The 24,278-nt window shown below is 69.5% G+C and carries 22 protein-coding genes and 1 pseudogene; 13 read left to right on the top strand and 10 right to left on the bottom strand.

The window, feature by feature from the left end:
* Window positions 1-2,369: Tn3 family transposase (locus J2Y49_RS30800; RefSeq protein WP_310119467.1), on the bottom strand; the 2,369-nt coding region annotated here is incomplete at its 3' end.
* 95 nt (window positions 2,370-2,464) lie between these two features.
* Between J2Y49_RS30800 and J2Y49_RS30795 the strand changes: the two genes are divergently transcribed.
* Entirely contained in the window at window positions 2,465-3,103 is a 639-nt protein-coding gene (locus tag J2Y49_RS30795; RefSeq protein ID WP_310119465.1) for a recombinase family protein, read from the top strand.
* 63 nt (window positions 3,104-3,166) lie between these two features.
* Here J2Y49_RS30795 and J2Y49_RS30790 read toward each other — a convergent pair whose 3' ends face one another.
* Entirely contained in the window at window positions 3,167-4,540 is a 1,374-nt protein-coding gene (locus tag J2Y49_RS30790; protein ID WP_098737006.1) for an ISKra4 family transposase, read from the bottom strand.
* Window positions 4,541-4,602: 62 nt separating this feature from the next.
* Here J2Y49_RS30790 and J2Y49_RS30785 point away from each other — a divergent pair.
* Window positions 4,603-4,743 (top strand): annotated as a pseudogene (locus tag J2Y49_RS30785) (IS5/IS1182 family transposase); the annotation flags it as partial.
* Between the two features lie 57 nt (window positions 4,744-4,800).
* Here J2Y49_RS30785 and J2Y49_RS30780 read toward each other — a convergent pair.
* The 8 genes from J2Y49_RS30780 to J2Y49_RS30745 form a co-directional block, all read right to left on the bottom strand.
* Entirely contained in the window at window positions 4,801-5,454 is a 654-nt protein-coding gene (locus tag J2Y49_RS30780) for a TetR/AcrR family transcriptional regulator (protein WP_247870754.1), read from the bottom strand.
* A gap of 71 nt (window positions 5,455-5,525) precedes the next feature.
* On the bottom strand, window positions 5,526-6,917 hold the full coding sequence (locus J2Y49_RS30775) for an MmgE/PrpD family protein (protein ID WP_310119462.1): 1,392 nt from the start codon (window positions 6,915-6,917) through the stop codon (window positions 5,526-5,528).
* Window positions 6,914-8,443 carry an AMP-binding protein gene (locus J2Y49_RS30770; RefSeq protein WP_098736695.1) on the bottom strand — a complete coding sequence of 510 codons (1,530 nt, stop codon included), beginning with the start codon at window positions 8,441-8,443 and terminating at the stop codon, window positions 6,914-6,916. The genes J2Y49_RS30775 and J2Y49_RS30770 overlap by 4 nt, the downstream gene beginning before the upstream one ends.
* A 67-nt stretch (window positions 8,444-8,510) precedes the next feature.
* A complete protein-coding gene (locus tag J2Y49_RS30765; protein ID WP_098736694.1) occupies window positions 8,511-9,683 on the bottom strand; it encodes an acyl-CoA dehydrogenase family protein in 1,173 nt (390 codons plus the stop codon).
* A 33-nt stretch (window positions 9,684-9,716) separates the two neighbouring features.
* On the bottom strand, window positions 9,717-10,991 hold the full coding sequence (locus J2Y49_RS30760; protein ID WP_098736693.1) for a dihydrolipoamide acetyltransferase family protein: 1,275 nt from the start codon (window positions 10,989-10,991) through the stop codon (window positions 9,717-9,719).
* A gap of 3 nt (window positions 10,992-10,994) precedes the next feature.
* A complete protein-coding gene (locus tag J2Y49_RS30755) occupies window positions 10,995-11,798 on the bottom strand; it encodes an enoyl-CoA hydratase/isomerase family protein (protein WP_098736692.1) in 804 nt (267 codons plus the stop codon).
* Window positions 11,799-11,823: 25 nt separating this feature from the next.
* Window positions 11,824-12,798 (bottom strand): alpha-ketoacid dehydrogenase subunit beta, encoded by a 975-nt coding sequence (locus J2Y49_RS30750; protein WP_098736691.1) that lies wholly within the window; start codon window positions 12,796-12,798, stop codon window positions 11,824-11,826.
* Window positions 12,799-12,804: 6 nt separating this feature from the next.
* Window positions 12,805-13,803 carry a thiamine pyrophosphate-dependent dehydrogenase E1 component subunit alpha gene (locus J2Y49_RS30745; protein WP_098736690.1) on the bottom strand — a complete coding sequence of 333 codons (999 nt, stop codon included), beginning with the start codon at window positions 13,801-13,803 and terminating at the stop codon, window positions 12,805-12,807.
* A gap of 364 nt (window positions 13,804-14,167) precedes the next feature.
* Between J2Y49_RS30745 and J2Y49_RS30740 the strand changes: the two genes are divergently transcribed.
* From J2Y49_RS30740 to J2Y49_RS30690, 11 genes are all read left to right on the top strand, one after another.
* On the top strand, window positions 14,168-15,391 hold the full coding sequence (locus J2Y49_RS30740; RefSeq protein WP_098736689.1) for an ABC transporter substrate-binding protein: 1,224 nt from the start codon (window positions 14,168-14,170) through the stop codon (window positions 15,389-15,391).
* Between the two features lie 58 nt (window positions 15,392-15,449).
* On the top strand, window positions 15,450-16,334 hold the full coding sequence (locus J2Y49_RS30735; RefSeq protein WP_098736688.1) for a branched-chain amino acid ABC transporter permease: 885 nt from the start codon (window positions 15,450-15,452) through the stop codon (window positions 16,332-16,334).
* A gap of 10 nt (window positions 16,335-16,344) precedes the next feature.
* Window positions 16,345-18,141 carry an ATP-binding cassette domain-containing protein gene (locus tag J2Y49_RS30730; protein ID WP_098736687.1) on the top strand — a complete coding sequence of 599 codons (1,797 nt, stop codon included), beginning with the start codon at window positions 16,345-16,347 and terminating at the stop codon, window positions 18,139-18,141.
* Window positions 18,134-18,856: an ABC transporter ATP-binding protein gene (locus J2Y49_RS30725; protein ID WP_098736686.1), complete on the top strand. Its 723-nt coding sequence runs from the start codon at window positions 18,134-18,136 to the stop codon at window positions 18,854-18,856. Before J2Y49_RS30730 ends, J2Y49_RS30725 begins: the two co-directional genes overlap by 8 nt.
* A gap of 27 nt (window positions 18,857-18,883) precedes the next feature.
* Window positions 18,884-20,050, top strand: a complete 1,167-nt coding sequence (locus J2Y49_RS30720) for an iron-containing alcohol dehydrogenase (protein WP_098736685.1) — start codon at window positions 18,884-18,886, stop codon at window positions 20,048-20,050.
* 265 nt (window positions 20,051-20,315) lie between these two features.
* A complete protein-coding gene (locus J2Y49_RS30715; RefSeq protein WP_098736684.1) occupies window positions 20,316-21,158 on the top strand; it encodes an IclR family transcriptional regulator in 843 nt (280 codons plus the stop codon).
* The gene (locus J2Y49_RS30710) at window positions 21,155-22,315 is read left to right on the top strand and encodes a thiolase family protein (protein WP_161958030.1); all 1,161 of its coding nucleotides are present in this window, start codon (window positions 21,155-21,157) and stop codon (window positions 22,313-22,315) included. Before J2Y49_RS30715 ends, J2Y49_RS30710 begins: the two co-directional genes overlap by 4 nt.
* 1 nt (window position 22,316) lies before the next feature.
* On the top strand, window positions 22,317-22,727 hold the full coding sequence (locus J2Y49_RS30705; protein ID WP_098736683.1) for a Zn-ribbon domain-containing OB-fold protein: 411 nt from the start codon (window positions 22,317-22,319) through the stop codon (window positions 22,725-22,727).
* Between the two features lie 20 nt (window positions 22,728-22,747).
* Window positions 22,748-23,131 (top strand): hypothetical protein, encoded by a 384-nt coding sequence (locus tag J2Y49_RS30700; RefSeq protein ID WP_098736682.1) that lies wholly within the window; start codon window positions 22,748-22,750, stop codon window positions 23,129-23,131.
* A 14-nt stretch (window positions 23,132-23,145) separates the two neighbouring features.
* On the top strand, window positions 23,146-23,532 hold the full coding sequence (locus tag J2Y49_RS30695; protein ID WP_098736681.1) for a MaoC family dehydratase: 387 nt from the start codon (window positions 23,146-23,148) through the stop codon (window positions 23,530-23,532).
* Window positions 23,529-24,275, top strand: a complete 747-nt coding sequence (locus J2Y49_RS30690) for an enoyl-CoA hydratase/isomerase family protein (RefSeq protein ID WP_098736680.1) — start codon at window positions 23,529-23,531, stop codon at window positions 24,273-24,275. Before J2Y49_RS30695 ends, J2Y49_RS30690 begins: the two co-directional genes overlap by 4 nt.
* Window positions 24,276-24,278: the final 3 nt, after the last annotated feature.

Raw genomic sequence — 24,278 nt, 5'->3', positions numbered from 1 at the left:
CTCCGTGCGCTCGATCCTGGCCATAGACGCCCCCTGTGTCCGATGTCGTCACAAGAATGCTCGAAAGGCTCCTTGGAGCCAAATGTCCATATAACCGAGACGCCACCTCCATCGACATGGTGGACGGCGATCCCGGCATCCGTGCCATGGTAGAGCAGGCCGTCAATGACGTGGGCGGCCTCGCTCTCCGCCACCGAGATGGCCTTGGTGTGGTAGGGCGCGTAGCGGTCGGAGATGTGGGTGTAGAAGGAGATCGCCGGGCCGGCCCCCTTGTATAGGTTGACGGCTCCGGTCACCTCGCCCCGCCCGCCGAGCGGGAAGTGCTGGCCATCGGAACTGGAGGCCGTTCCGCTGCCGAAGTGGGCGGCCAGGGGCTGCGCCTGCTGGGCCGCGACGATCCGGGCCAGAGCCCGGCCATAGGCGTCCTCGCTGACGTGCCACCCCGCCGTCCAGGCCAATTGCTTGTAGCTGGCGACGCTGCACGCCTCGGCCATCCGCGTCAGGCCGAGGTTGGTGGCGTCGGCCAGCACGGCGGTCAGGACCACGCGACGGTCCTCGGCCGGTAGGCCGGTGCGCAGATGCGTGAAGCAGTCGGCGATGCCCGTCCACTCGGCGACCTCATCAAGGAGATCGGTGATCCGCACCCGCGGCATCCGTGCGTAGACCCGGTCGGCCAGCCGTTCCGCTTCCTCCGGCGTCACCGCTTGCAGCGGGGAAATCTTGAGGGTGTCGCCGCTGAGGCGAACATCCACAAGCTGGTCCTGGGCGGCCTTCTCGCAGACCTCCCGCAGCCGCGCTTCCAGCAGGTCCTTGCGGTCCTGGAGGTAGCGTGCGGCATCGCTCGGCACGGCCACCGGCAGCGGGCCGGTCGCCCGCATCTCGGCGAACAGCAGCTTCGAAATGAGCTGATCCTCCACCGCCCGGTACTGCCGGCTGCCGACCACCCAGACGTCGCCGGCGCGCAGCCGGTCTCGAAGCTCCGCGAAGAGGCACAGTTCGTAGGCTTGACCATCGATGGCGCCGTCGCGGAAGACGGCGGACCGCCAGCTCCGTCGGATGAAACCGATCGGGAGGTCCTTCGGCAGGGTTCGCCGGCTGCCGGCATAGAAGGTGCGCAGCGCCGTCACCGCGCGGAGCAGCCCGGTCACGGCGGCGATACCCTGGAACTCGAAGGCGTCCAGGAACAGCGGGCCGACCCGCCGCAGCAGGACATGGTTCGCTTCGGCGAGCGCGAGGTAGTCCGGACCATCGTCCCGGGTCAGCCCCTTGGCTTCCGCGATGACCGCGGCGAACCGGTCCCAGGGGATCACCTTGCCGACCGCAGCGAAAGCGTCGCCCCCGGTTTCCTTGGCCTCGATCAGCGCATCGCCGAGCTTGCTCAGCAGGCGCACCTTGTCGTTCAGGGACCGGGCATTGTTCTGCAGATCGGCCGAGGCGCGCCGCTCGGCCCGCCGGAACATCCGCCCGATCAGCCGGTCGAAGAGGCCGATGGCCTCGTCGGTGAGGCGGGTGATCGTATCGAGCACCGTCACGATCAAGACAGCGTGGCGGCGGAGCGGGCCGAGCGCCCGGAGGTGCTGGGCGGTCAGGCGGCTTCCCTCACGGGCGAGTTGCCGGATCCGGTCGGCGTGGATGCCATCGGTCGCCGCGGGGCCGATCCCCACCTGCCGGAGATGCCGGAGCTGATCGACCAGGCGCGCCATGGACCGATGACCGGGCGCACCAGGCGACTGGCGGGCCCAGGCGAGGGAGCTGACCGCAGTTCCCGGATGGTTGTCGAGCAGCGCGTCCAACGCGGTGCGTTTTTCAGGGGACAAAGTGCCGCTCAATTTGGCGGCGGCATGGCGTTCCGCCTGCAGAAGGGCGGTGGCCACCATGCGCTCGACGGTGGTGGTTCCCGGAGCGGCGATGCGCCGCCGCCGCAACTCCGCCATCAGCGCCTCGGCGACCGCGATCGCGCTGACCGTCGCCAGAGCGATCGGCACCAGCCACGCCGAAAGCTCCCGGTGGTCAGGTTGGGAAAAGGTGCGGAAGCCAAAGGCCTCGTGCAGCGCGCCCAGCTGATCGTAGCGGGTCGGCGCGCGGGCCGCATAGTCGGCGAGGGCGTCCGGGTCGATGTCCAGTTGTTCCGCTACAAACGTGACGATCTCCAGGGGGACCAGCTCGCCGGGCCGGATCAACCGGCCGGGATAGCGCAGGGCGCAGAGCTGAAGGGCGAAGCCGAGACGGTTGTGGGGACGGCGGCGCCGGGCGATGACCGCCTGGTCGTCGGGACCAAGGGTGTAGTGGCGGATGAGGTCGGCCCCGGCGGTCGGCAAGGCGAACAGGGTGGTGATCTGGGCGTCGGTGAGGACGCGGCGGCGCGGCATGGAGAGGCTGTCCCAGTTGAAGTATAGTCTGTTTTGGCTGGTGGCGACCCTAGCCGGGACGCGGGTTTGCCGACCATCGATCCGGGAAGGTTCAAATGGGACAGCGTGCCGCCCTCTACTGCCGGGTCTCCACCGCCGACCAGTCGTGCGCGCGACAAGAGCGCGACCTCCTCGCCTTCGCCGCCCGCGCCGGCTACGAGGTGGTGGGCGTCTTCAAGGAGACCGGCTCCGGGGTGAAGCTCGACCGCGGCGAACGCCGCAAGGTGATGGCGCTCGCCCAGGCCCGGCACATCGACGTTATCCTGGTGACCGAGCTGTCACGGTGGGGCCGCAGCACGCTGGACCTGCTGGAGACCTTACGCGAGTTGGAAGCTCGGCGGGTCTCGGTGATCGCGTTGAGCGGCATGACCTTCGACCTGGCAAGCGCCGCCGGCCGCATGATGGCCACCGTGCTGGCCGGCATCGCCGAGTTCGAACGCGACCTGCTGCGCGAACGGGTCCGATCCGGCCTCGCCGCGGCCAAGGCCCGCGGCAAGACCCTCGGCCGCCAGCCCGGGCAACGGCCGAAATCGGACCGGCTGGCGCCCAAGGTGCTGGCGCTGGTTGCCCAGGGGCGCAGCTATCGCCTGATCGGCCGGGAACTGGGGCTCAGCAAGAACACCGTGGCCGGCATCGTAAAACGCGCACGCGACGGAGCCGCGGCTGATCCGGGAGGGGCGCGCGACGCCCCGTGAAACGGCCACGTTCCAGCTTTGTCCGCTTAGCGTATATGAGACCGTCGCAAACCTGGGGGGCCTTCACGCCGCGGGGCGGAAGGGGCGGCCGGCGTATGGCTCGGCGGCGGCGTGATCCGCGGCGAATGTCCCGTTCATCACTGCGGTGCGGACCTTCAGCATGCGGTGAGCGCCACGCGGGGACCAGCGCATCTGCTGATTGGCGCCCATGCGCCGGTGCAGCAGGCGCTGGACCGTGCTTTCGGTCGTCGCCGTGGAGATGGGATCGCCCCGGCCGCGGGCGGCCGCATAGTCGATGATCAGGTTGGCCTGTCCGACGACATAGATCTCCAGAGCGCGCAGCAGCGTAGCCACTTTCCGGACCTGCCGGTCGTCGGCGGTATCCAACAGGGCGTCGAGGTCGGTCAGGGTGTCACCGATCAAGCCCAGCGCCCGCTCGGTCTGGCCATGCCAGAGCCGCCAGCGGACGCGGGAGACAGCGTCGGCCAGGGGCACCGTCCGCTCCGCGGCGGCCGGCTCCGCCGCTGTCCAGCCCTTGACCGCTTGCGCCACATGCTGGACCCGCATCGACAGATGAAACCAGTCGAGGACGTGGCGCACCGGGCCGCAACTGGCCGCCCCGGCCAAGGACCGGGGGCCTTCCGCGCCGTCGCTGAGGATGGTGACCGGCGTGCTCGCCGTCGCTCCCAGACGGCGCAGGACGTGATGAAGCTGCTTCACCTGGCGGTCAGCCTCGGCCGGCATGCTGCCGAAGACCACCTCCTGACCCTCATCTTTGGCCGCCCGGGCGATCATCACCTCGAACGAGCGCATCTGGTAGGTCCGCACCGATTTCACGTGCCCCGCGTCGATGGCCAGCGTGATCGCCTGCGCCGGGGCCGGCGATCCCTCGTCCGGCGGAACCAGCGCCGCCCGTTCGAGCCGAGCCCCAACCTGGAGTGTGCGCCGGCGGATCGTCTCCACATCCGGAGCCGTATCCAAGGGCAGCAGATCGGCCAGCAGCGCCCGCGCCCGCCGGTACGGCAGCGCGCTGCCCATCTCGGCCAGGACGCGTTCGTACTCCGGAGTGCAGCGATCGGGCATCATCTCCGCGACCGGGGTCAGGCTGCGCCGGCAGGCCACACCACAGTGGCAGGGGCCGAAGCGGGGCGCGCGCACCTCCACCGTGCCGAACAGCGACACCAATGTGCGGGTGCGGTGGTCCTTGAGCGGGCGCAATGCCCCACAGTGGCTGCACTGGCGACGGCGGCGACAGTGCGTGTCGGCCTGGGCGGTGACCAGGACGCGCTGCAGGCCGGACAGGGTTGCCTTGCCCTCAGCCAAGCTCAGCCCGAGCGTCGCCGCCTGACCGACTTCGGTGCGCTCACCCTCGGAGATCACGTGACGCGTCACCGCACCATCCTCGCCCGTGACCTCAGCCATGACCCGCCACTTCATCGTGCCCCCGACCGCGGCCATCCGGACACGCCGTACCATTCTCCCCCCAGGTTTGCGACGGTCTCGGCTCCCTTATGCGTCTGCTCGGCCTGGAACTGCCAGTCCCGGATCACACGACTCTCTCCCGGCGCAGCGCCAATCTGGAGGGCGCGTCAGCGCTGGCCAGGACGGACGGCCCGCCTGCGACAGCTATGGAGAGCACACCGGCGGGGCGGCCTCACGTCTCGGACACCACCTGGCGGGACACGGCCGCCCCGAAATCAAGGCTCTTTTCTGCCCTCAATGTTGATGGGCACGAGACTTGGCGCAATCAACCCGTTCGACAGAAGCTGGAGATAGACTGTGACCGCCTCCTCCGGCAGATTGACCACACCATTCTCGTTGGTGTAACGCAAGGCAAGATAACCGCGCGTGGCGACCAGCATGTAGATGAGCGGCTCCAGGGAATCGTCGCTGAGATCGGCGATCTCGCCGGCGGCGCGGGCCTTCTGCAGGAAGCGCAGGTAGCTGGCGGTGATGTTGCGGAAATGCTGGCGGTGCGCCTTGGGCGCAAAGATTTCGGCTTCGTTGAGGATGCGCAGGAAATAAGGCATCCGCTTGAGAAAGGAGAAGAAGGCACGGAACGACAGCTCCTCCTTCTCCAGGAAGGTTCTGGCGCCGCCGGCCTGCTGGCGGATGTGGGCCAGCATCTTGGCGCCGAGCACCGGCAGCAACTCGTCGAAGATTTCCTGACGCGAGGCGAAGTAGTTGTAGAATGTGCCCTGTGCCAGATTGGCCCGCTGGGTTATCCGGGTGATTGATGCGTCGACGTAGCCATATTCGCCGACCACTTCGGCTGCGGCCTGGAACAACGCATCGCGCACCTCTTCCGACCGCTGCACCCTGGTCTTCTTTCCTGTCGCCGTCCGGGCCATTGCCATCCTCGTTCCTACCTCTTGGTTCCTGATCCGGATCTAGCTGTTCCCCGCCCGCTTAACGAGAGAAACTAGCGTGCGGAGTGCGGCAAATAGGAGAAGGCCGCCAAGGGATCTCCGATGTTCGCGCGGGGCAAGGCACGGGCGAAGCCTTCGATCCGGTCGTAGGCCTCGGATGGCACCCCGGTCTCGCCCCCGATGCGGCGGACCAGCGCGCCGACCTCGTCCCAGGAGAAGGCGAAATCGTCGGTCGTCATGTCCTGCCGCCGGGTCAGGACCGTGCCGTCGTCCAGCGTCGCCTCGATGGCGCAGCACAGGCGGGCGACGCTCTCGTCCGCGATCAGGTCGACGCGGGCGACCAGGGCGTTGACCGCCGCGTCGTCGTAGCGGGTCATCGTCCGCATGGTCGGCACTCCGCGCAGCAGCGTCAGCGCGATGCAGAAGGGGATGCTCATCAGCGTGCCGGAGATGCTGGCGAAGGGCCCCTTGGAATCCATCCCGGCGTAGCCGGTCTCGAACGGATTCATGCGCACGGTCACGGCGCGGACGGCGCGTCCCGCCAGTTCGTCCCGCAAGGCTAGGGCGGCGGTGACCGGTGTCTGGTTGAAGGCGCAGACCGGGTAGGGCTTGAAGGTCACCCGGCGGATCGACCAGACTGTTCCGAGCTTCGCCGCCAGCGCCGTGACGTCGCAGCCAGTGCGGGCGAAGGCGCGGACGAAGCCGGTCCGCCCCTCGAACGCGCCCGGGGCGGACACCGAGCCGTTCGCCGCCAGCTGCGCCGCCGTCAGCCCGTTCACGGCGGCGACGCCGACCTGATAACGCCACTCGTCGGTGCCGTCGTCGAAGGATTGCAGGAGGCCGCCGGTGAAGGAGGCGGCGTTGGCGAGCGCCGCCGCGATGCGGTCCTCGGGCAGGTCCAACAGATACGCCGCCGCGGCGGCCGCCGCGACCGTGCCGTAGAGCGGCGAGGCGCGCAACCCGGCCGGCGTGGTCAGCGGCGAATAGGCGGTCTCCAGCAGGCCGCCCGCCTCGTAGCCGGCGACCAGCGCCGGCAGCAGCCGCTCGACCGGCCCCTGTCCGGCCTCGACCATGGCGGTCAGCAGCGGGATCAGGATGGCGCCGATGTGGGCGGCGCCGCAGGTGTCCTCCTGGGCGCGGCCGTGGAACAGCGCCGAACCGGCCAGCGCCGCGCCGGGCACGCCGGTCCTGCGCCCATCGCCGAGCATGGTGGCGCCGCCGCCACCGCCGTCATGACGTTCGCCGTGCATGGCCAGCGCCGCCGCCCGCGCCACCGGGGCGTAGGGCGTGTCGTGCCCGCCGAGGGCGATGCCGTAGCCGTTCAGCAGGCAGACCCGCGCCTTCTCCACCACGTCGGGCGGCAGTGAGTCCAGGGTCAGGCCGGCGACGAATCGGGCGATGGCGGAGGCCAGGGGAAGGATCGCAGGGTTGTCGGAAGCGGTCACGGCGCGTCCTCCTGGGAGGTGGGGATCAGTTCGTCGCGCAGGACCCGCTTCAACACCTTGCCGGACGGGTTGCGCGGCAGGGACTCGCGGATCAGCAGGCGCTTGGGGAGCTTGAAGCCGGCGAGGTGCTGGCGGCAGTGGCGGTCCAGCGCTTCGGCGTCCAGGCTTTCGCCCTCCTGTAGGACCACTACGGCGGCGGGAACCTCGCCCCAGCGCTCGTCCGGGACGGCGATGACGGCGACCTCGACGACCTGGGGCAGCAGGAAGATGACGCGCTCGATCTCCGAGGAGGCGATGTTCTCGCCGCCGCTGATAATCATGTCCTTCTTGCGGTCGGTCAGGAATAGGAATCCGTCTTTATCCAGATACCCCACGTCGCCGGTGCGGAACCAGTCGCCGAAGAAGCTGCGCGCGGTCTTTTCCGGATCCTTCCAGTAGCCCTTGGTGATCTTCGGACCGCGCAGGCAGATCTCGCCCGCCTCGCCGGGGGGAAGGGGGGTGCCGGACTCGTCGCGGATCCCGATCTCGACATGAGCGAGCGCCCGACCGGTCGAGCCGATCTTCTCGATCTCGCGGCCCGCCTCCATTAGGGTGTCGCCGCTGCAGCTCTCGGTCAGACCGTAGCCGTCCACGTAACGCGCGTTGGCGAACAGTCCGGTGAAGTCGCGGATGCGCTGTTCGGGCGTGCGCTCGCCGCCGCCGACCGCCCATCGCAGGCTGGAGACGTCGTAGCGCTCGCGACCCGGATGGGACAGCACGCGGCCCACCATGACCGGGGCGAACCATGCGCCGGTCAGCTTTTCCCGCTCGATGGCGGCCAGCACGGCGTCGGGGTCGAAGTCGCGCAGGACGCAGATCATGCCGCCCTGCCACAACACCGCCACGCCCGGCAGGTCGAATGCGCCGACATGGTACATCGGCCCGACCGCCAGCAGCCGGTCCTGCGCCGACAACCCCAGCGCCGTCACGTGGTCCATGCATTTCCAGTAGAAGTTCTCGTAGGAATGCATGACCCCCTTGGGGTGATCGGTGGTGCCCGACGTGTACATCAGCCGGAACAGATCCTGCGTGCCGCGCACCCGCATCGGCGGGACCGGAGCATCCTTGCCGGCGCCGGCGGTTCCGGCAAGGACGCGCCCGTCCAACTGGGCCGCCGTGTCCACCAGCACCGCGCGCGGGTCGTCGGCCACCGCCGCCGCCAGTTCGGCGTCGGCGAAGATCAGCTTGGCGCCGGCGTTGCCGGTGATGAAGGACACCTCGGCGGCGGCCAGCCGGTAGTTGATCGGCAGGAACACCGCGCCGATGTGGCTGGCCGCGAAGGCGATCTCCAGGAAGGCCGCACTGTTCTTCATCAGCACCGCCACCACGTCGCCCTCGCGCACGCCGCCCCTGTGCAGGAAGCCGGCCATGCGTTCGATGCGGTCGAGGAAACCGGCGTAGGTGATCCGCCGATCGCCGTAGACCAGCGCCAGCCGGTCAGGCGTGCGCAGCGCGTGGAAACGGATGAAGGCGCTGAGATTCACCACGATGTCACCCTCCCTCGGGACGTGAGCGGCCGGCGTTGTCCGCCAGCTCCGTTCGGAAGATTTCCGCTCAATAGGATTTCGGCATGCCGAGATCGTGCATGGCGATGAAGTTCAGCACCATCTCTTCCGACACCGGGGCGAAGCGGAACAGCCTTGCGTCGCGCCACAGCCGCTCGACGTGGTATTCCTTGGCGTAGCCCATGCCGCCCATCGCCTGCATCGAGCGTTCGATCGCCTGGCCCGCCGCCTGCGCCGCGATCAGCTTGGCAATGTTGGCCTCGCTGCCGTAGGGCTGCCCCTGGTCGCACAGCGTCGCGGCCTTCAGGTTCATCAGCCGGGCGCATTGCAGCTCGGCGTGGGCCTGGGCCAGCGGGAACTGGACGCCCTGGTAGGACGCCACCGGCTTGTCGCCGAACACCTTGCGGTCCTTGGCGTAGTCGACGCCGAGCCGGATCGCCAGGGTGCCGGCGCCAACCAGACCGGCGGTGGTGACGATCCGCTCGGTGTTCAGCACGTCGAGCAGCTGGTGCCAGCCCTGGTCGAGCGTGCCGATCAGTTCGTCCGGCTCGACCCGCACGTCGTCGAAATAGACGGTGCTCGACGCCAGCGTGTGGGTGCCGACCTTGTCGATGGCCTGATGGTCCAGGCCCGCGCGGTCCACGTCGATCAGGAACAGGCTGATGCCGGCGGTGCGGCGGGAGGATTCCTCAAGGCGGGTGGTGCGGGCGACGACCAGCATCTTGTGGGCGTCGGGCACGGCGGTGATCCAGATCTTCTGACCCTTGAGGCGCCACCCCTGCCCGTCGGCGTGGGCGAAGGTGCGGATCTCCAGGCTGTTGGAGCCGGCGTTGGGCTCGGTCAGCGCCATGCAGAAGTTCATCCTGCCCTGGATTAGGGCGGGCAGCATCGCGTCCTTCTGCGCACTCGTGCCGAACTTCGCCAGCGCCACGCCGCCGAAGATCGGGTTGATCATGAAGAGCTGGGCCAGGGTGGAACCGCCGCCGGCCGCCGACAGCGCCTCGATCACCAGGGCCATGTCGAGCATGCCCAGCCCCGAGCCGCCATACTCCTCGGGCAGGGCGACGCCGCCGAGGCCGGCCTCGCAGAAGGCGATCCAGGCCTCGGTGGGAAAGCTCTTCTTCGCGTCCTGCTCGCGCCAATAGTCGAGGCCGAATTCGGTGCCGACGCGCGACGCCGTCTCGATCATCAGGCGCTGTTCTTCGGAAAGCTGGAAATCCATGGGAGTCTCTTCTCCAGGTCAGGCGTCGTCGGGTCAGGGTGCGCGAAGCAGGCGCAACGGCCGCTCCAGCCCGGCGATGATGCGGTTGAGGAAGGCCAGTGCGGCGACGCCGTCGAACAGCCGGTGGTCCGCCGACAGCACGAGGCCGAGTTCACGTTTCAACACCGGGGCACCCGACTCGTCGGGGCGGAACACGGAGCGCACGCTGCCGACGCCGAGGATGCTCGACTGGCCTGGGTTGATGATCGAGGACATGAAGGTGACGTTGTGCATGCCGGCGTTCGACACGGTGATGGCGCCGCCCTGGAGGTCCTCGCCGGTCAGCCGTCCGTTGCGGGCGCGCTCGGTCAGCGCCGCGGCTTCCCGCGCCAGCTGGTCGAGCGGCAGATGGGCGCCGCCGCGCAGCACCGGGGCGACCAGCCCGCGCGGGGTGTCAACCGCCATGCCGATGTCGCCCTGGCCGAGCGAGAGGATCTCGCCGCCGGGGGTGGCATCGTCCCACACGCGATCCATGTCGGGCGTCGCGGCGAGCGCCCGCCCGACGGCGGCAAGCACGAGATGGGTCATCGAGATGCGCGGCAGGCCGGGTTCGGCGTCGGCGTTCAGCCTTTCGCGCAGGGCCATCAGTTCCGACACCTCAGCCTCGGCGGCGAGGTAGAAATGCGGCACATCGCGCTTGGCGGCGGTCAGGCGGCGGGCGATGGTCGCCTGCGTGGCGCTGGGCTTCGACCGCCCGCCCGCCGGTGTGGCGATCGGGTCCGCCGCCGGGGTGCGGATCGGTTCCGGCATCGCGGCGGGCGCTGACGCCTGCCGCTGCGCCGCCGCCTCGACGTCGGCCATCTTGATGCGGCCGCGTGGGCCGCTGCCGGTCACGGTTGTCAGATCGACGCCGAGAGCCTGGGCGCGGCGGCGTGCCAGCGGTGTCGAGAGGACGCGTTCGCCGTCTCGGACTGGGGCGGGCGGGGGGCCGCTCCTCGTGCCCGCTGTGGTGCCGCTCTTCGCGGGAGGCGCGGGAGTCCCGACCGTCGGCGGAGCGGCGCCGTCCGCCGGTGCGGGCGCCGCGCCCGATCCATCCGCAGACCAGCGGGCGATGAGGGTGCCGACCGCCACCGTCTCGCCGGCGGGGATGGTAGTCTCGATCAGCACGCCGTCACTGTCGGCCTCGACCTCCGAGGCGATCTTGTCGGTCTCGACCACGACCAGCACGTCGCCGGTCTTGAAGGGCTGGCCCGGCAGCACTCGCCATTCGGCAAGTACCCCCTCGGTCATCGTCAGCCCCAGTTTGGGCATCACCAGATCACGGACCATCGGTCAGCGCCCCGTGAAGGCGGCCTTGCGCTTCTCCAGGAAGGCCTTGCACCCCTCGTGCGAATCCTCGGTGTCGAGCACGAGGCCGATCATCGCCTGCTCGTAGGCCAGCGCGGCGCCCAGCGGCATCTCCGCGCCATGGCGGAGCGTGCGCTTGATCATCTTGAGGATCAGCGGCGACTTGGCGGCGATCTTGTTGGCGGTCGCCATCGCTTCCGCCATCAGATCGGCCTTGGGCACGGTGCGGTTGATCAGGCCCCAGGCCACCGCCTCGGCGGCGGTGAACTGGTCGCCGGTGAAGACCAGTTCGCGCGCCCGGCAGGACGGGATCTGGCGCAGGATGCGCTGGGTGCCGCCGGCGCCGGGGAACAGACCGAGGTTGATCTCGGGCAGGCCGAACTTGGCGGTCTCGGCGGCGATGCGGATGTCGAGCGACAGCAGCAGCTCGGTCCCGCCGCCCAGCGCCCAGCCGTTGACGGCGGCGATGGTCGGCTTATCGCAGGTCTCGAAGCGGCGGAACACCCGGTGGATGACCTCGGCGAAGTCCAGGTAATGGGCGAGGCCCTGGCGGCTGTCGAGGTCGGCGATATCGCCACCGGCCACGAAGGCGCGCTCGCCGGCCCCGGTCACGACGATGACATGGACGCCGTCGTCGGCTTCCAGTTCGGTCAGCGCCCGTTCCAGCTCCAGCAGCGTCGGGATGTTCAGCGCGTTGAGCGTGTCCGGACGGTTGATGGTGATGGTCCCCACGGCGCCGTCGCGGGTCGTCAGGATGGCGTTGTTACCGGCGGTGGTTTCAGCGGTCATGGTCTTGGTTCCTCCCGTGGGTCCGTCAGGCGAGCGTGTCTTTGACCGCCGCGACGATCCGGTCGGCGTCGGGCAGATAGGCCGTCTCGAGCGATTTGGCGAAGGGGATGGGCATGAAGGGCGCGCCCACGCGCAGTACCGGGGCGTCCAGTTCGTCGAACAGGTCCGACGCGATGCGCGCGGCGATCTCCGCGCCCACGCCGAAGGCCTGCACCGCCTCGTGCGCGATCACCACGCGGTGGGTCTTGGCGACCGAGGCGAAGACGGTCTCCTCGTCCCAAGGCTGGATCCAGCGCAGATCGATGATCTCCGCCTCGACGCCGTCCTGCGCCAGCCGGTCGGCGGCGGCGCGGGCGGCGTAGAGGGTGGCGCCGTAGGTGACGATGGTGACGTGGCGCCCTGGCCGGTCGATCCTTGCCTTGCCGATCTCGCGCGGGGCGTTCACGTCGATGTCGCCCTGGAGGGCGTAGAGCGCCTTGTTCTCGACGAACACCACCGGGTCGGGCGCCTCGATGGACGCGCGGAGCAGTGAGTAGGCGTCGGCGACGGTCGCCGGGCAGACCACGCGCAGGCCGGGGATGTGGGCGAACCACGCCTCCAGGCATTGCGAATGCTGCGGCCCTGCGTTCAAGCCTCCGCCGTGCGGCGTGCGCAGCACCATCGGCACGCTGCATTGCCCGCCGAACATGAAGCGCGCCTTGGCGGCCTGATTCACCACGGCGTCCATGGCGAGCGCCACGAAATCCATGAACATGATCTCGACCACCGGCTTCATGCCGGTCAGCGCGGCGCCGACGGCGGCGCCGACGATGGAGGCCTCGGAAATCGGCGTGTCGCGGACCCGGTCGGGACCGTGGGTGTCCAGCAGGCCGCGGGTCGCCTTGAAGGGTCCGCCGGCGGCGGCGACGTCCTCGCCGAAGAGCATCACCGAGGGGTCGTCCGTCATCGCGTCGGACAGGGCCTGGGCGATGGCGTTCACATAGCGCAACGGCTTCGACATGAGACTTCAGGCCCCGGCGGTGAGCGTGGTTGGCGTGTAGACGTCGCGGAAGGCGGCGTCGAAGTCGGGCAGGACGTCGGCGCGGGCGGCCTCCAGGGCCGTGGCGATGTCGGCGTCCACGGAAGCGACCAGGGTGGCCAGCGCCTCCTCTTCGATCCCAGCGGCGAGCAGCGCCTCGGCGGAGCGGCGCAGCGGGTCGTTCTCCGGCAGGGCTGCGATCTCGTCGGCGTTGCGGTATCGCTGCGGGTCGCCCTCGAAATGGCCGTGCCAGCGGGTGGTGATGCATTCCAGGATGCGCGGGCCGCCGGTGCGGGCGGCTTCCACCACCTCGGTCGCGGCCTCGGCGACGGCACCGAGGTCGTTGCCGTCGATTTGGCGGTGCGGAATGCCGAAGGCGCCGCCGAGCTTGTCGAGGGTGGCGGCGAACTGGCGCGAGGTCGGCGAGAATTCCGACCAGCCATTGTTTTCGCAGACGAAGACCATCGGCAACCGCCACAGCGCCGCCATGTTCAGGCATTCGTGCAGCGCGCCTTCCGCCATGGCGCCGTCGCCGAAGAAGGCGACGGCCACGCCGCCGCTGCGCCGCGTCTGATGGGCCAGCGCGCTGCCGGTGGCGAGCGGCAGCCCGGCGCCGACGATGCCGTTGGCGCCCAGCACGCCGAGCGTCAGATCGGCGACGTGCATGGAGCCGCCGCGTCCGCCGCAGATGCCGCCGGCCCGTCCCATGATCTCCTTGAAGAAGAGGTCGAGCGCCACGCCGCGCGCCAGGACGTGGCCATGACCCCGATGGGTAGTGGCGAAAGTGTCGCAGGGGCCCAAAGCGCCGATCACCCCAGCGGCCACCGCTTCCTGCCCGACGCTGAGATGGATGAAGCCGGGAATCTCGCTGTCGGCGAACAGCTTGGACAGGGTGGTCTCGGTCGCGCGGATCAACTGCATGGTGCGGTGGAGCGCCAGCAGCCGGTCGGGCGGGAAACGGTCGTTGCGTGCGGCGGATGACGGCATGGGTGCCTCCCTTCGCGTCTTGTCGCGGAGACGATGCTCCGCTTGTTGAGCAAACAATGAACCATGAACCGGCATTCAGTCAAGCAACTGTTTTGGAGGGGCTCGCCCCTCTCTAGCCCTCACCCATTGATCCGGAGAGGGGAGCGAAGGAGCCGCATGGACGGTCAAGGAGTTGATCAATTAGGCTGCGCCAGCCCTTTTCCCGCTTGGTAGATGAGGATGAGCGGGACCAAGTGCAGATTTCCCAATTATGCCGTTGCGCCTACAGTTCGCTCAGGATACAGTCTCCATGAAAAATGACTCACAGTTCATTTCATAAGGCGTGCAACGTACAGCTCGCCGCTCATGGGAGGAAAGGACTGACATGCACCGCCGTTCCGTCATTGGCCTAATCGGGGCCGCCGCCCTGACCACCACCGTCGCCGCCACCATCGCCCTGTCGGCCGGCACCGCCGCCGCGCAGGACAGCGTCAAGATCGGCATGACCTCGGCCCTCACCGGCCCCTACAACGAATATGGCGAGGGCGGGCGGCGCGGCGTCGAACTTGCCATCGAGAAGTGGAACGCCAAGGGCGGCATCAACGGGAAGAAGATCGAGTTGGCGATGCTGCTCGACGACCAGCTGGTGCCCGACCGCGCGGTGCAGAACATGCGCCGCCTGCTCGACAACAAGGATCTGGTTGCCTTCATCGGCCCGGCGGGCAGCGGTCCGACCCTGGCGGTGATCGAGATGGCCGCCGCTGACGGGCGCCCCTACATGAATCCGGTGGCGCAAACCCCGACCGTCACCTACCCCGACGGTGGCAAGCCACGCCCGAACGTCTTCTCCTTTGCGCTCCAGAACGACGTCGAGTCGATGGTGCTCGGCCGTTACGTCGCCAAGAATTTCAAGAAGCCGGGGCTGGTCCACGAAAGCACCGCCTACGGCGTGTCCGGCGCCGACATGATCGGCAAGGAGTTGAAGGCGGCGGGCAACGCCGCCCCCGTCGCGGTGGAAACCTACAACCAGCGCACCCAGGACATGACGGCCCAGGTCGCCCGCCTGCAGCGGGCCGGCGCCGACGTGGTGGTCTGCGTCGGGCTGGGCGCCGATCTGGCGGTGATCCGCCGCACCATGGCGCGGCTGAACTACAACGTGCCGCTGGTCGCCTCGAACGGCGCGCTGTCGATCCCCTACCAGGAAGCGGCGGGCGATCTGGTGGTCGGCACGCGCGGGTCGATGGTCTACGTCTTCGGCGAGGACACGCTGAACCCGGCGGCGCAGGGCTTCGCCGACGCCTACAAGGCGAAGTACGGCACCGACCGCTGGTGGGGCAAGGACCCGCAGCGCCCGCAGATCTTCATGTCGCTGTCGGTCAGCAACGCCTACGACGCCGCCGACGTGCTGTTCGAAGGCATCAAGCGCGCCAACTCGACCGATCCCAAGGCCATCGCGACGGCCATCGAGGGCATCCAGGGCCTGCGCGGGGTCAACGCGACCTACTCCTTCTCGGCGGCCAAGCACCACGCCATCGCGCCGGAGGACGTCGCGATCTTCGAGTACGCCAAGTCCGGCGACAACATCGGGCTGAAGATCGTCAAGGACTGACCCAGGGACTGACCGGTTTCCCTCTCCCGCCCGGGAGAGGGATAACGAGGACGACGCCATGCATTTCGTGCTGCAACTCATCTTCGCCGGCGTCTGCGTCGGCGCGGTCTACGCGCTCATCGCCATGGGGCTGTCGCTGACCTTCTGGACCACGCGCACCCTGAATTTCGGCCAGGGGTCGCTGCTGATGACCGCCTCTGTCGGCACCGTGGCGATGCTGGGGGCCGGGATGCCGGCGGCTGTCGCCGTGCCGCTCGGCGTGCTGCTGGCCGGCGGGCTGATGGTGATTGCCGAGCGCATCGCCATCCGCCCACTGTTGAAGGCGGGCGACAGCATGGGCTGGGTGGTCTCGACGCTGGGGCTGGGGATCTTCCTCCAGGGCTTCGTCTCGACGGTCTTCGGGTCGCAGGCCATCGCCTTTCCGTCGCTGGTCTTCGACAGCATGGATTTTGTCGATCTGGCCGGCGTCCAGGTGTCCTCGCAGTATCTCGCCGTGCTGGGCCTGTCGCTGACGCTGATGGTGGCGATGGAGCTGTTCCTGCGCCGGTCGGCCTGGGGCCGCGCGGTGCGGGCGGTGTCGCACGACGCCGACGCGGCGGCGCTGGCCGGCATTCCGGTGCGCCGGGTGATCGTGCTGTCCTTCGTCGCCAGCGGCGTGCTCGCCGGCATCGCCGGCGTGATGGTCGCCCAGATCACCGGCACGGTCGATCCCGGTTTCGGCTTCAACCTGATGGTGCTGGGCTTCGTCGCGGCGGTGTTCGGCGGCATGGGCAACACGGCCGGCGCGCTGGTCGGCGGCATCGCGCTCGGCGTCATCGAGAAGCTGGTCGGCGGCTACGTCTCCACCGCGGCCGAACATGGCATGGCCTTCGCCATCCTGATGGTGATCCTCGCCATCCGCCCGCAGGGCCTGTTCGGCCGCAAGGAATTCACGAAGGTGTAAGGCGCCAGCGATGCGGAACTCCCTCACGTTTCTCACTCGGACCCCGGTGGTCGCGGCACTCCTCGTGGCGCTCGGCGTCGCGGCGGAATTCGCCAGCGGCTCCACCGTGCAGATCTGGTCCTTTCTTCTGGTCAATATCCTGCTGGCCCAGAGCATCAATGTGCTGACCGGCGTCGCCGGGCAGATCTCTCTGGGGCACGCAGGCTTTCTCGGCATCGGCGCCTACGGGTCGGCCCTACTAATGAAGAACCTGGGGCTTCCCCTGCCGCTGGCGCTGGTCGCCGGGGCGGGCATGGGCGGTGCGGGCGGCTGGCTGCTGTCCTTCGCCGCCGGCCGGGTGCGCGAGTTCTACCTCGCCATGATGACGCTCGGCTTCGGCATGATCTTCTACGAGGTGGTGCGCGAGTGGACCTCGCTGACCGGCGGCGTCGTCGGCCTCAGCGGCGTGCCGTCGCCGGGCCTGCGCACGCTGACCCTGTTCGGCTGGCGCATCGACCCGGTGGCCTATTTCCAGATCACGCTGGCGGTGGTCGCCGGGGTGGTGTGGCTGCTGCGCAACTTCATCACCAGCCCCTACGGCCGGGCCTTCTTCGCCATCCACGTCAGCGAGGTCGCCGCCGGCAGCATCGGCGTCGCCCGTGCCGCGACCAAACGCAACGCCTACACGCTGAGCGCGGCGCTGGCCGGGCTCGCGGGCGGTTTCTACGCGCATCTCGTCGGCTATCTCGGGCCGGAGACCTTCGGCCTGCACCGGTCCGTCGAGGCGCTGGTCATGGCGGTGGTCGGGGGGCTGGGCACGCTGACCGGCCCGATCCTGGGCGCCGTCGTCTTCACCTACCTGCCGGAAAAGCTCCAGGTCTTCGCCGAGTACCAGTTCATGGTCTACGGCCTGATCCTGCTGCTGTCCTTCGTGCTGCTGCCGCGCGGGCTGGCCGGGCTGCTGCTGCCGCGCCCACGCTTCTCCAAGGACGTGGAGGCGCTGCCGCCGCCGCCGCCGGCTCACCGCGCCGCGGCCGGAACCGGGCCGCTGCTGAGCGCCGAGGGCGTGTCCATCAGCTTCCTAGGCCTGCGCGCGCTGGACAACGCGTCGGTGACGCTGGGGGCCGGCGAGATCCTCGGCCTCGTCGGGCCGAACGGCTCGGGCAAGAGCACGCTGGTCAACATCATCAGCGGCATCTACCGCCCGACCGACGGCAAGGTGTCGTTCGATGGCGGAATCCTCACCGGCCTGCCCGACCACGCGGTGGCGCGGCGCGGCGTGCTGCGCACCTTCCAGGACCCGCGTCTGGTGCCGTCCTTCACGGTGCGGGAGAATGTCCTGCTCGGCGGGCACCGGCTCTACCGGCAGAATCCGCTGGCGGCGTCGCTGAACCTGCCGGGCGCGCTGCGTGAGGACGCCGAAATGCTGGGCCGGGCCGAGGCGATCCTGGCGATGGCCGGGTTGTCGCACCTCGCCGACACGCCCGTGCGCGACCTGCCCTACGGCGACCAGCGCATGACGGAACTGTCGCGCGTCATCCTGGCGAATCCGCGCCTCGTCATGCTCGACGAGCCCGCCGCCGGCCTTTCGGAAGGCGAGCTGCACAAGCTGGGCGGTCTGGTCCGCCATCTGAAGGAGCAGGGCGTCGGCGTCATCCTGATCGAGCATCACATGGACTTCCTCAACGAACTGGTCGACCGCGTCGTCGTGCTGGACAGCGGGCGGGTCATCTACCAGGGCGCCATGGCCGGCATGTACCGCGACCCGGCCGTGGTCGCCGCCTATCTCGGCACCGAAACCCATCCGGGGGAGACCGTCCATGCCTGAGAACACGGGTCTCGACATCCAGGGGCTGGAGGTCCGCTACGGCCCGGTCCAGGCGGTGCGCGGCGTCTCGCTGCGGGCCGAGCCGGGGACCATCACCGCCATCCTGGGCGCCAACGGGGCCGGCAAATCCTCGCTGATGAAGGCGATCTCCGGGCTGGCCCCGGTGGCGGCGGGCAGCATCCGGCTCGACGGCGAGGACATCACCCGGCTGTCCCCGCACGAGCGGGCGCGGCGCGGCCTGTCCCACGCGCTGGAGGGACGCCGGCTGTTCCACCGCATGTCGGTCGAGGAAAATCTGCGGGTCGCCTGGGATTTCCGCAACCGGGGCGGCAGCTTCAAGGCGGTCGCCGACCGGGTCTACGACCAGTTCCCGATGCTGACGGCGCGGCGCGACACGCCGGCCGGCATGCTGTCGGGCGGGCAGCAGCAGATGGTCATCCTGTCGGCGGCGCTGATCCACGAGCCGCGCTACCTGCTGCTCGACGAGCCGTCGCTGGGGCTGGCGCCGGTCATCGTGCAGCAGATCTTCGGCTTCATCGAATCCGTCTGCCGCGAGCGCCGCACCACCATCCTTCTGTGCGAACAGGTGGCGGCCATCGCGCTGCGCGTCGCCCACGCCGGCTGCGTGTTGCGGCGCGGGCAGGTGGTGCGCAGCGGTGAGGCGGCCGATCTCGCCGCCGATCCAACGCTGTCGGCGGCCTATCTGGGCGGGTAGCATCGTAGAAACTGGGAGGGAAACGGCATGCAATCGGGTGTCTATGAGTTCCTGGCGCAGGATCGTGTCATTTATGGTCGCCCGGCGGCCGAGGCCGTGGCGGAGACCGCCGGGCGGCTGGGCAAGAGCCGTCTGCTGATCGTGGCGAGCCGGACGCTGAGCCGCTCGACCGGCGTCGTCTCCGCCATCCGCGAGGCGCTGGGCGACCGCTGCATCGGCGTGTTCGATTCCTGCGTCGAGCATGTGCCGCGCGCCTCCGTCCTCGCCCTGGCCGGGGAGGTGCGGCGGCTGCAGCCGGACCTGATCGTCACGGTCGGTGGCGGCACCCCGATGGACACGGTGAAGGTGACGCTGGTGGCGCTGGCCGAGGGCATCGCCGACGAGGCCGGCTTCGACGCCGTGCGCATCCGCGTGGCGGAGGACGGCACTCGCATCGTCCCGGCGGTGAAGGACCTGCCGCTGCGCCAGATCATCGTGCCGACCACCCTGTCGGGGGCCGAGTTCTCCAACCTCGGCGGCGCCACCGACGTGACGCGCCAGGTGAAGGATCTCTACACCGGGCGCCACATCGGTGGGCAGGTGGTCATCCTCGACCCCGCCGTGACCGTTCACACGCCCGACCGGCTGTGGCTGTCCACCGGCATCCGCGCCGTCGACCACGCGGTGGAGACGGTGTGCTCCCGCAAGCCGCAGCCCTTCACCGACGCGACCTGCCTGCACGGGTTGGGCATGCTGGCGCGTTCCCTGCGCGTCAACCAGGCCGAGCCGGACGACCTCGACGCCCGGCTGGAGAGCCAGCTCGGCGTCTGGCTGGCCTCGACCGGGCTTGGCCGGGTGGAGTGGGGCGCCAGCCACGGCATCGGTCACCAGCTCGGCGCGGTCGCCAACGTGCCGCACGGTCATTGCTCCTGCGTCATGCTGCCGAGCGTGCTGCGCTGGAACCGGGAGGTGAACGCCGACCGTCAGGCGCTGGTGGCCCGCGCGCTGGGGCGCGAGGATGGGGACGCCGCGGCGGCGGTCGCCGGTCTCGTCCGCGACCTGGGGCAGCCGGGCAGCCTGCGCGAGGTGGGCGTGACGCGCGACCACTTCGCCGCCATCGCGGCCGGGGCCATGCAAAACATGATGGTCCGCAGCAACCCGCGCCCGATCACCGGGGAGGCCGACATCCGCGACATTCTGGAGTTGGCCTGGTGAGGGGAGCCGGTCCGTCCTGAACCGGACCGCGCCACCGCCGTCACGGAACGAATGGCCCTGCCTCCCGGCAGGGCCATTCGTCTTTTCCGAGGTCCGCTTGAGGACTGCTTGTTTCGGGCCCCTCGGCTCCCAGCTCTGCGAAATGACTATGGTGGTATGCGTATCAAGCAGTCCTCGCAGCGAACGATTGTTTTGACTAACAATAAGATCGGAGGCACAATCTTAATACAGAATGAAATTCTCAATAGAGAATGGAGAGCGCGCCATGCTCGCCGATCATCAGGATCAGGACAAGGATAGGGACATCGCGGCGCTCAACATCGGCAAGCCGGTCGGCGCGGTGGTCAGCGCCTTGGCGATCCTGCGTTATCTGGCGTCCCAGGACGGCGCGGTGTCGAGCATCCAGACCGCCCGGGCGCTGGGGCTGAACCCCAGCACCTGCTTCAACATCCTCAAGACCCTGGTCGCCGAGCGCGTCGTCCATTTCGAGGAGGCCGGCAAGGCCTACCGGCTGGGCGCCGGGCTGGTGGAGTTGGCGGGCAGCGCGCTCGATCAGGTCGGTTACGCCCGGCTGATCCACCCGGAGCTGGAGCGGCTCGCCGCCGCGTGGCAGACGCCGATGACGGCGTGGCTGCGCGTCAGCAACGCCCGCGTCATGCTGGTGGACCGGGCGGAGGCGACCTCGACCATCCAGATCCACATGCGCATTGGCCACCGCCTGCCGCTGCTGGTCGGCGCGCTCGGCCGCTGCATGGCGGCGCACGCCGGTTTCCCCGTCGACGAGATGAGGCGCCAATACGCCAAGGTCCGGCAGGACGGCCCGCCATCCTTCGAGCACTTCCTGGAAGAAGTCGAGGCGGCGCGGGTCGACGGCTATGCGGTGGACCGAGACGGCTTCGCGCGCGGCGTGACGACCGTGTCCAGCCCGGTGCTCGACGCCGAGGGCACGCCGTTCCTGGCGCTGTCGGCGGTTGGGCTGACGGCGCAATTCTCCGATGAGCGAGTCGCGGCGATGGCCGCCGACCTGCGAGACACCACGCGGCGGATCAGCCGGCAACTGGCCGGCTCGTTCAGCCCCCTTCCTCATCACCGGGAGAGCACGCGATGACCCCCGTCATCTCCGGGGTTGCCGACACCGCCGTCGGCCGGCTGGACGGAACGAGTTGCATGGCGCTCCATGCCGAGGCGGCAACGGCGGCGCTGGCCGACGCGGGCCTGCGGGCGGACGAGGTGGACGGCGTGCTCTGCGCCTATTCGCTGGCCGAGCCGCATCTGATGCTCTCGTCGGTCTTCAACGAGTATTTCGGCATCACGCCCTCCTACAGCGCCGCCATCCAGGCCGGCGGGGCGACCGCCTGCGCGCTGGTGATGCAGGCCGCCGCCCTGGTACGGGCGGGGATCTGCCGCAACGTGCTGGCGGTCTGCGCCGACAACCGCCTGAGCGGCATGGGCCGGGGCGGGGCCGTCGCGGCGCTTTCCGAGGTCGGGCACCCGCAGTTCGAGCGCCCCTACGGCCTGTCGATCCCGGCGGCCTACGCGCTGGTGGCCCGCCGCTGCATGCACGAGCGCGGCGTCGCTCCCGATGTCTTCGCCGAGCAGCTCGCCGCCATCGCCGTGACCCAGCGCGGCCACGCCCGCCGTCATCCCAAGGCGCAGGCCCGCGACCCGCTGACCATGGAGCAGGCGCTGTCCGCCCGCATGATCGCCGACCCGCTGCGGCTGTTCGACTGCTGTCTGGTGTCGGACGGCGGGGCCGCCATCGTGGTCAGCGCCGCCGATTCCGCCGCCGACCACACCGGCCGGCCCGTGTCGATCCTCGGCTACGGGCAGATGAACACGCACGAGCACACCTTCGCCATGCCGTCGCTGACCGATTTCGGCTGTCGGCAATCGGCGGCGCAAGCCTTCGCCATGGCCGGGCTGACGCCTGCCGACATCGACGTCGCCGAGATTTACGACAGCTTCACCATCACCCTGCTGGCCGAGCTGGAATCCATCGGCTTCTTCCCGAAGGGGGAGGCCGGTCCGGCGATCCTCGACGGCGCGCTGGAACTGGACGGGCTCCTGCCCTGCAACACCCATGGCGGCCTGCTGTCCTACGCGCATTCCGGCGCCGCCGGGGGCATGTTCCACATCGTCGAGGCGGTGCGGCAACTGCGCGGGGAGGCCGACGACCGGCAGGTGGCCGGAGCAGGAACCGCCTTCGTCCACGGCGACGGCGGCATTCTGTCGGCGCATTGCTCGCTGATCCTGGGGAGGGCCTGAGATGACCGCCGCCGTGAAGCCCGCCCCGCTGATCACCGCCGACACCCGTTCCTTCTGGGACGCCTGCGCGCGGGGGGTGCTGACCTACCAGCGCTGCGCCGCCTGCGGCCATGTCCAGTTCCCGGCGCGTCCCTTCTGCACCGTTTGCCGGGCCGCCGGTCCGGTGGAGGAGCGCTCCGCAGGGGTCGGCGCCATTCACAGCCACACCACCGTCCACCGGGCACCGACACCGGCCTTCAAGGACGACGTGCCCTACGTCGTCGCGCTGGTCGATCTCGACGAAGGGTTCCGCCTGATGGCGAACCTGCGCGATTGCCCGCCCGCGGAGGTCCGCATCGGTCTGCGGATCCGCGTCATCTTCGAGCCGCTGGCCGGCGGCGGCGCCTTGCCGCAGGTCCGGCCGCTGGAGTGAACCCTTCTGGAGGGACATCCATGTATGTGTTCGACTCGCTTCCCGTGGGGGCCGCCTTCGGCGCCCAGGAGCTTCACCTGTCCGATGCGCTGATGCGGCGCTGGGCCAGCCTATACCCCGATGACGCGGCGGACGGGCGGATGCCCGCCGGGATGATCGCGGTGGCGTCCATGCGGGCCTACTCCGATCTGGTGGCGCCGCGCCCGCCGGGGAACGTCCACGGCTCGCAACGCTATGAAATGCTGCGCCGACCCGCCTTGGGCGAGCGGTTGACCACCACCATCGCCTGCGCCTGCAAGGAGGTGAAGCGCGACCGCCGCTGGGTCCATTTCGACACCGAGACGGTGGGAGAGGACGGCACGCCCTGCTTTCGCGGCCGGATGATCGTGCTGTGGGCGGCATGAGGGGGGATGTCGCCATGACGGATACGCTGGCTCCGGTCTCCAAGCGCATCGACCGCACGGCGATCCGGCTCTACGCCGAGCTGACCGACGATTTCAACCCGATCCATCTCGACCCCGATTTCGCGGCGAAGTCGCCGATGAAGGGCATCATCGCCCACGGCCTGCTGTCGGTGAATCTGTTGTGGCAGTCGGTGCGGATCAGCCTGGGTGAGGCGGCGGTGTCCGACGCGACGCTCGACATCCGCTTCCTGCGCCCGGTGCGCGAGGACGACGTGGTGACGGCGGGCGGGCGGCGGCGGGCGGATGGCAACGGCTACGACGTGTGGATCGCCAACCAGCACGGCGAGACGGTGATTTCCGGCCGCATGGCGCATCCCGCGGAGGGGAGGGCGGCGCCATGACGGACAGCCTGCTCGTCCGCGACGACGGCGACCTGCGCCGGGTGACGCTGAACCGGCCGGAGAAGATCAACGCGCTCGACACCGCGATGCTGCGGGCCCTGGCCGCCGCCATCGACGGCGCGCCGGATGCCGGGGCCGCCCTTGTGGCGATCGATGGCACCGGTCCGCGCGGCTTCTGCGCCGGCGGCGACGTCGCCGAGATGGGGCGCGGGGCCGAGGCCTTCGCCGCGCAGGAGGAGGCGCTGCGGGCCGCGATGCAGGCGCTGTACGGGTCGGCGGTGCCGGTCGTCAGCGTTGTGCATGGCCGGACGCTGGGGGCGGGATGCATCGTGGCCTGCCTCAGCGATCTGGTGCTGGGCGCCGACAGCGTGCAGTTCGGCTTTCCCGAGATGCGCTTCGGCCTCTACCCGGCCTTCGTCCACGCCGCGCTGACCGAACGGCTGCCGGCGGCGCTCGCCTTCCAGATCCTGGCGGGCGGGCGGATGATGACGGCGGCCGAGGCCTACGGCTTCGGTTTCCTGACCGAAATCCTGCCGGACGGCGGGTTCGCCGAGTCGGCCGAGGCGCGCATCGCCCATTACCGTGAGCGGATCGACGCGCTTGTCATCGGCCGCCGCATCCTGCGGATGGAGGACCGCCCGTCGATGGCGGAGAAGACCCGGCGGCTGGCACCGCTGCTGGCCGAGAACCACGCGGCCCCGTCCGTCCGGCGGCTTCTGGCCGATCTGTCCTTCGCCCGCTGAGGC

Source organism: Azospirillum sp. BE72 (assembly GCF_031455875.1).
GTDB lineage: Bacteria > Pseudomonadota > Alphaproteobacteria > Azospirillales > Azospirillaceae > Azospirillum.
The sequence above is the reverse complement of the archived record's forward strand: the minus strand, read 5'-3'. Positions and strand labels throughout refer to the sequence as shown.

Excerpts from the sequence above, each read along its gene's own strand:
- J2Y49_RS30755 (WP_098736692.1), bottom strand. The coding sequence starts at position 11,798 with ATGACCGCTGAAACCACCGCCGGTAACAACGCCATCCTGACGACCCGC.
- J2Y49_RS30730 (WP_098736687.1), top strand. The coding sequence starts at position 16,345 with ATGCGGAACTCCCTCACGTTTCTCACTCGGACCCCGGTGGTCGCGGCA.
- J2Y49_RS30765 (WP_098736694.1), bottom strand. The coding sequence starts at position 9,683 with ATGGATTTCCAGCTTTCCGAAGAACAGCGCCTGATGATCGAGACGGCG.
- J2Y49_RS30780 (WP_247870754.1), bottom strand. The coding sequence starts at position 5,454 with ATGGCCCGGACGGCGACAGGAAAGAAGACCAGGGTGCAGCGGTCGGAA.
- J2Y49_RS30735 (WP_098736688.1), top strand. The coding sequence starts at position 15,450 with ATGCATTTCGTGCTGCAACTCATCTTCGCCGGCGTCTGCGTCGGCGCG.
- J2Y49_RS30790 (WP_098737006.1), bottom strand. The coding sequence starts at position 4,540 with ATGAAGTGGCGGGTCATGGCTGAGGTCACGGGCGAGGATGGTGCGGTG.
- J2Y49_RS30715 (WP_098736684.1), top strand. The coding sequence starts at position 20,316 with ATGCTCGCCGATCATCAGGATCAGGACAAGGATAGGGACATCGCGGCG.
- J2Y49_RS30695 (WP_098736681.1), top strand. The coding sequence starts at position 23,146 with ATGACGGATACGCTGGCTCCGGTCTCCAAGCGCATCGACCGCACGGCG.
- J2Y49_RS30745 (WP_098736690.1), bottom strand. The coding sequence starts at position 13,803 with ATGCCGTCATCCGCCGCACGCAACGACCGTTTCCCGCCCGACCGGCTG.
- J2Y49_RS30700 (WP_098736682.1), top strand. The coding sequence starts at position 22,748 with ATGTATGTGTTCGACTCGCTTCCCGTGGGGGCCGCCTTCGGCGCCCAG.
- J2Y49_RS30795 (WP_310119465.1), top strand. The coding sequence starts at position 2,465 with ATGGGACAGCGTGCCGCCCTCTACTGCCGGGTCTCCACCGCCGACCAG.
- J2Y49_RS30725 (WP_098736686.1), top strand. The coding sequence starts at position 18,134 with ATGCCTGAGAACACGGGTCTCGACATCCAGGGGCTGGAGGTCCGCTAC.
- J2Y49_RS30760 (WP_098736693.1), bottom strand. The coding sequence starts at position 10,991 with ATGGTCCGTGATCTGGTGATGCCCAAACTGGGGCTGACGATGACCGAG.
- J2Y49_RS30705 (WP_098736683.1), top strand. The coding sequence starts at position 22,317 with ATGACCGCCGCCGTGAAGCCCGCCCCGCTGATCACCGCCGACACCCGT.
- J2Y49_RS30710 (WP_161958030.1), top strand. The coding sequence starts at position 21,155 with ATGACCCCCGTCATCTCCGGGGTTGCCGACACCGCCGTCGGCCGGCTG.
- J2Y49_RS30740 (WP_098736689.1), top strand. The coding sequence starts at position 14,168 with ATGCACCGCCGTTCCGTCATTGGCCTAATCGGGGCCGCCGCCCTGACC.
- J2Y49_RS30720 (WP_098736685.1), top strand. The coding sequence starts at position 18,884 with ATGCAATCGGGTGTCTATGAGTTCCTGGCGCAGGATCGTGTCATTTAT.
- J2Y49_RS30750 (WP_098736691.1), bottom strand. The coding sequence starts at position 12,798 with ATGTCGAAGCCGTTGCGCTATGTGAACGCCATCGCCCAGGCCCTGTCC.
- J2Y49_RS30690 (WP_098736680.1), top strand. The coding sequence starts at position 23,529 with ATGACGGACAGCCTGCTCGTCCGCGACGACGGCGACCTGCGCCGGGTG.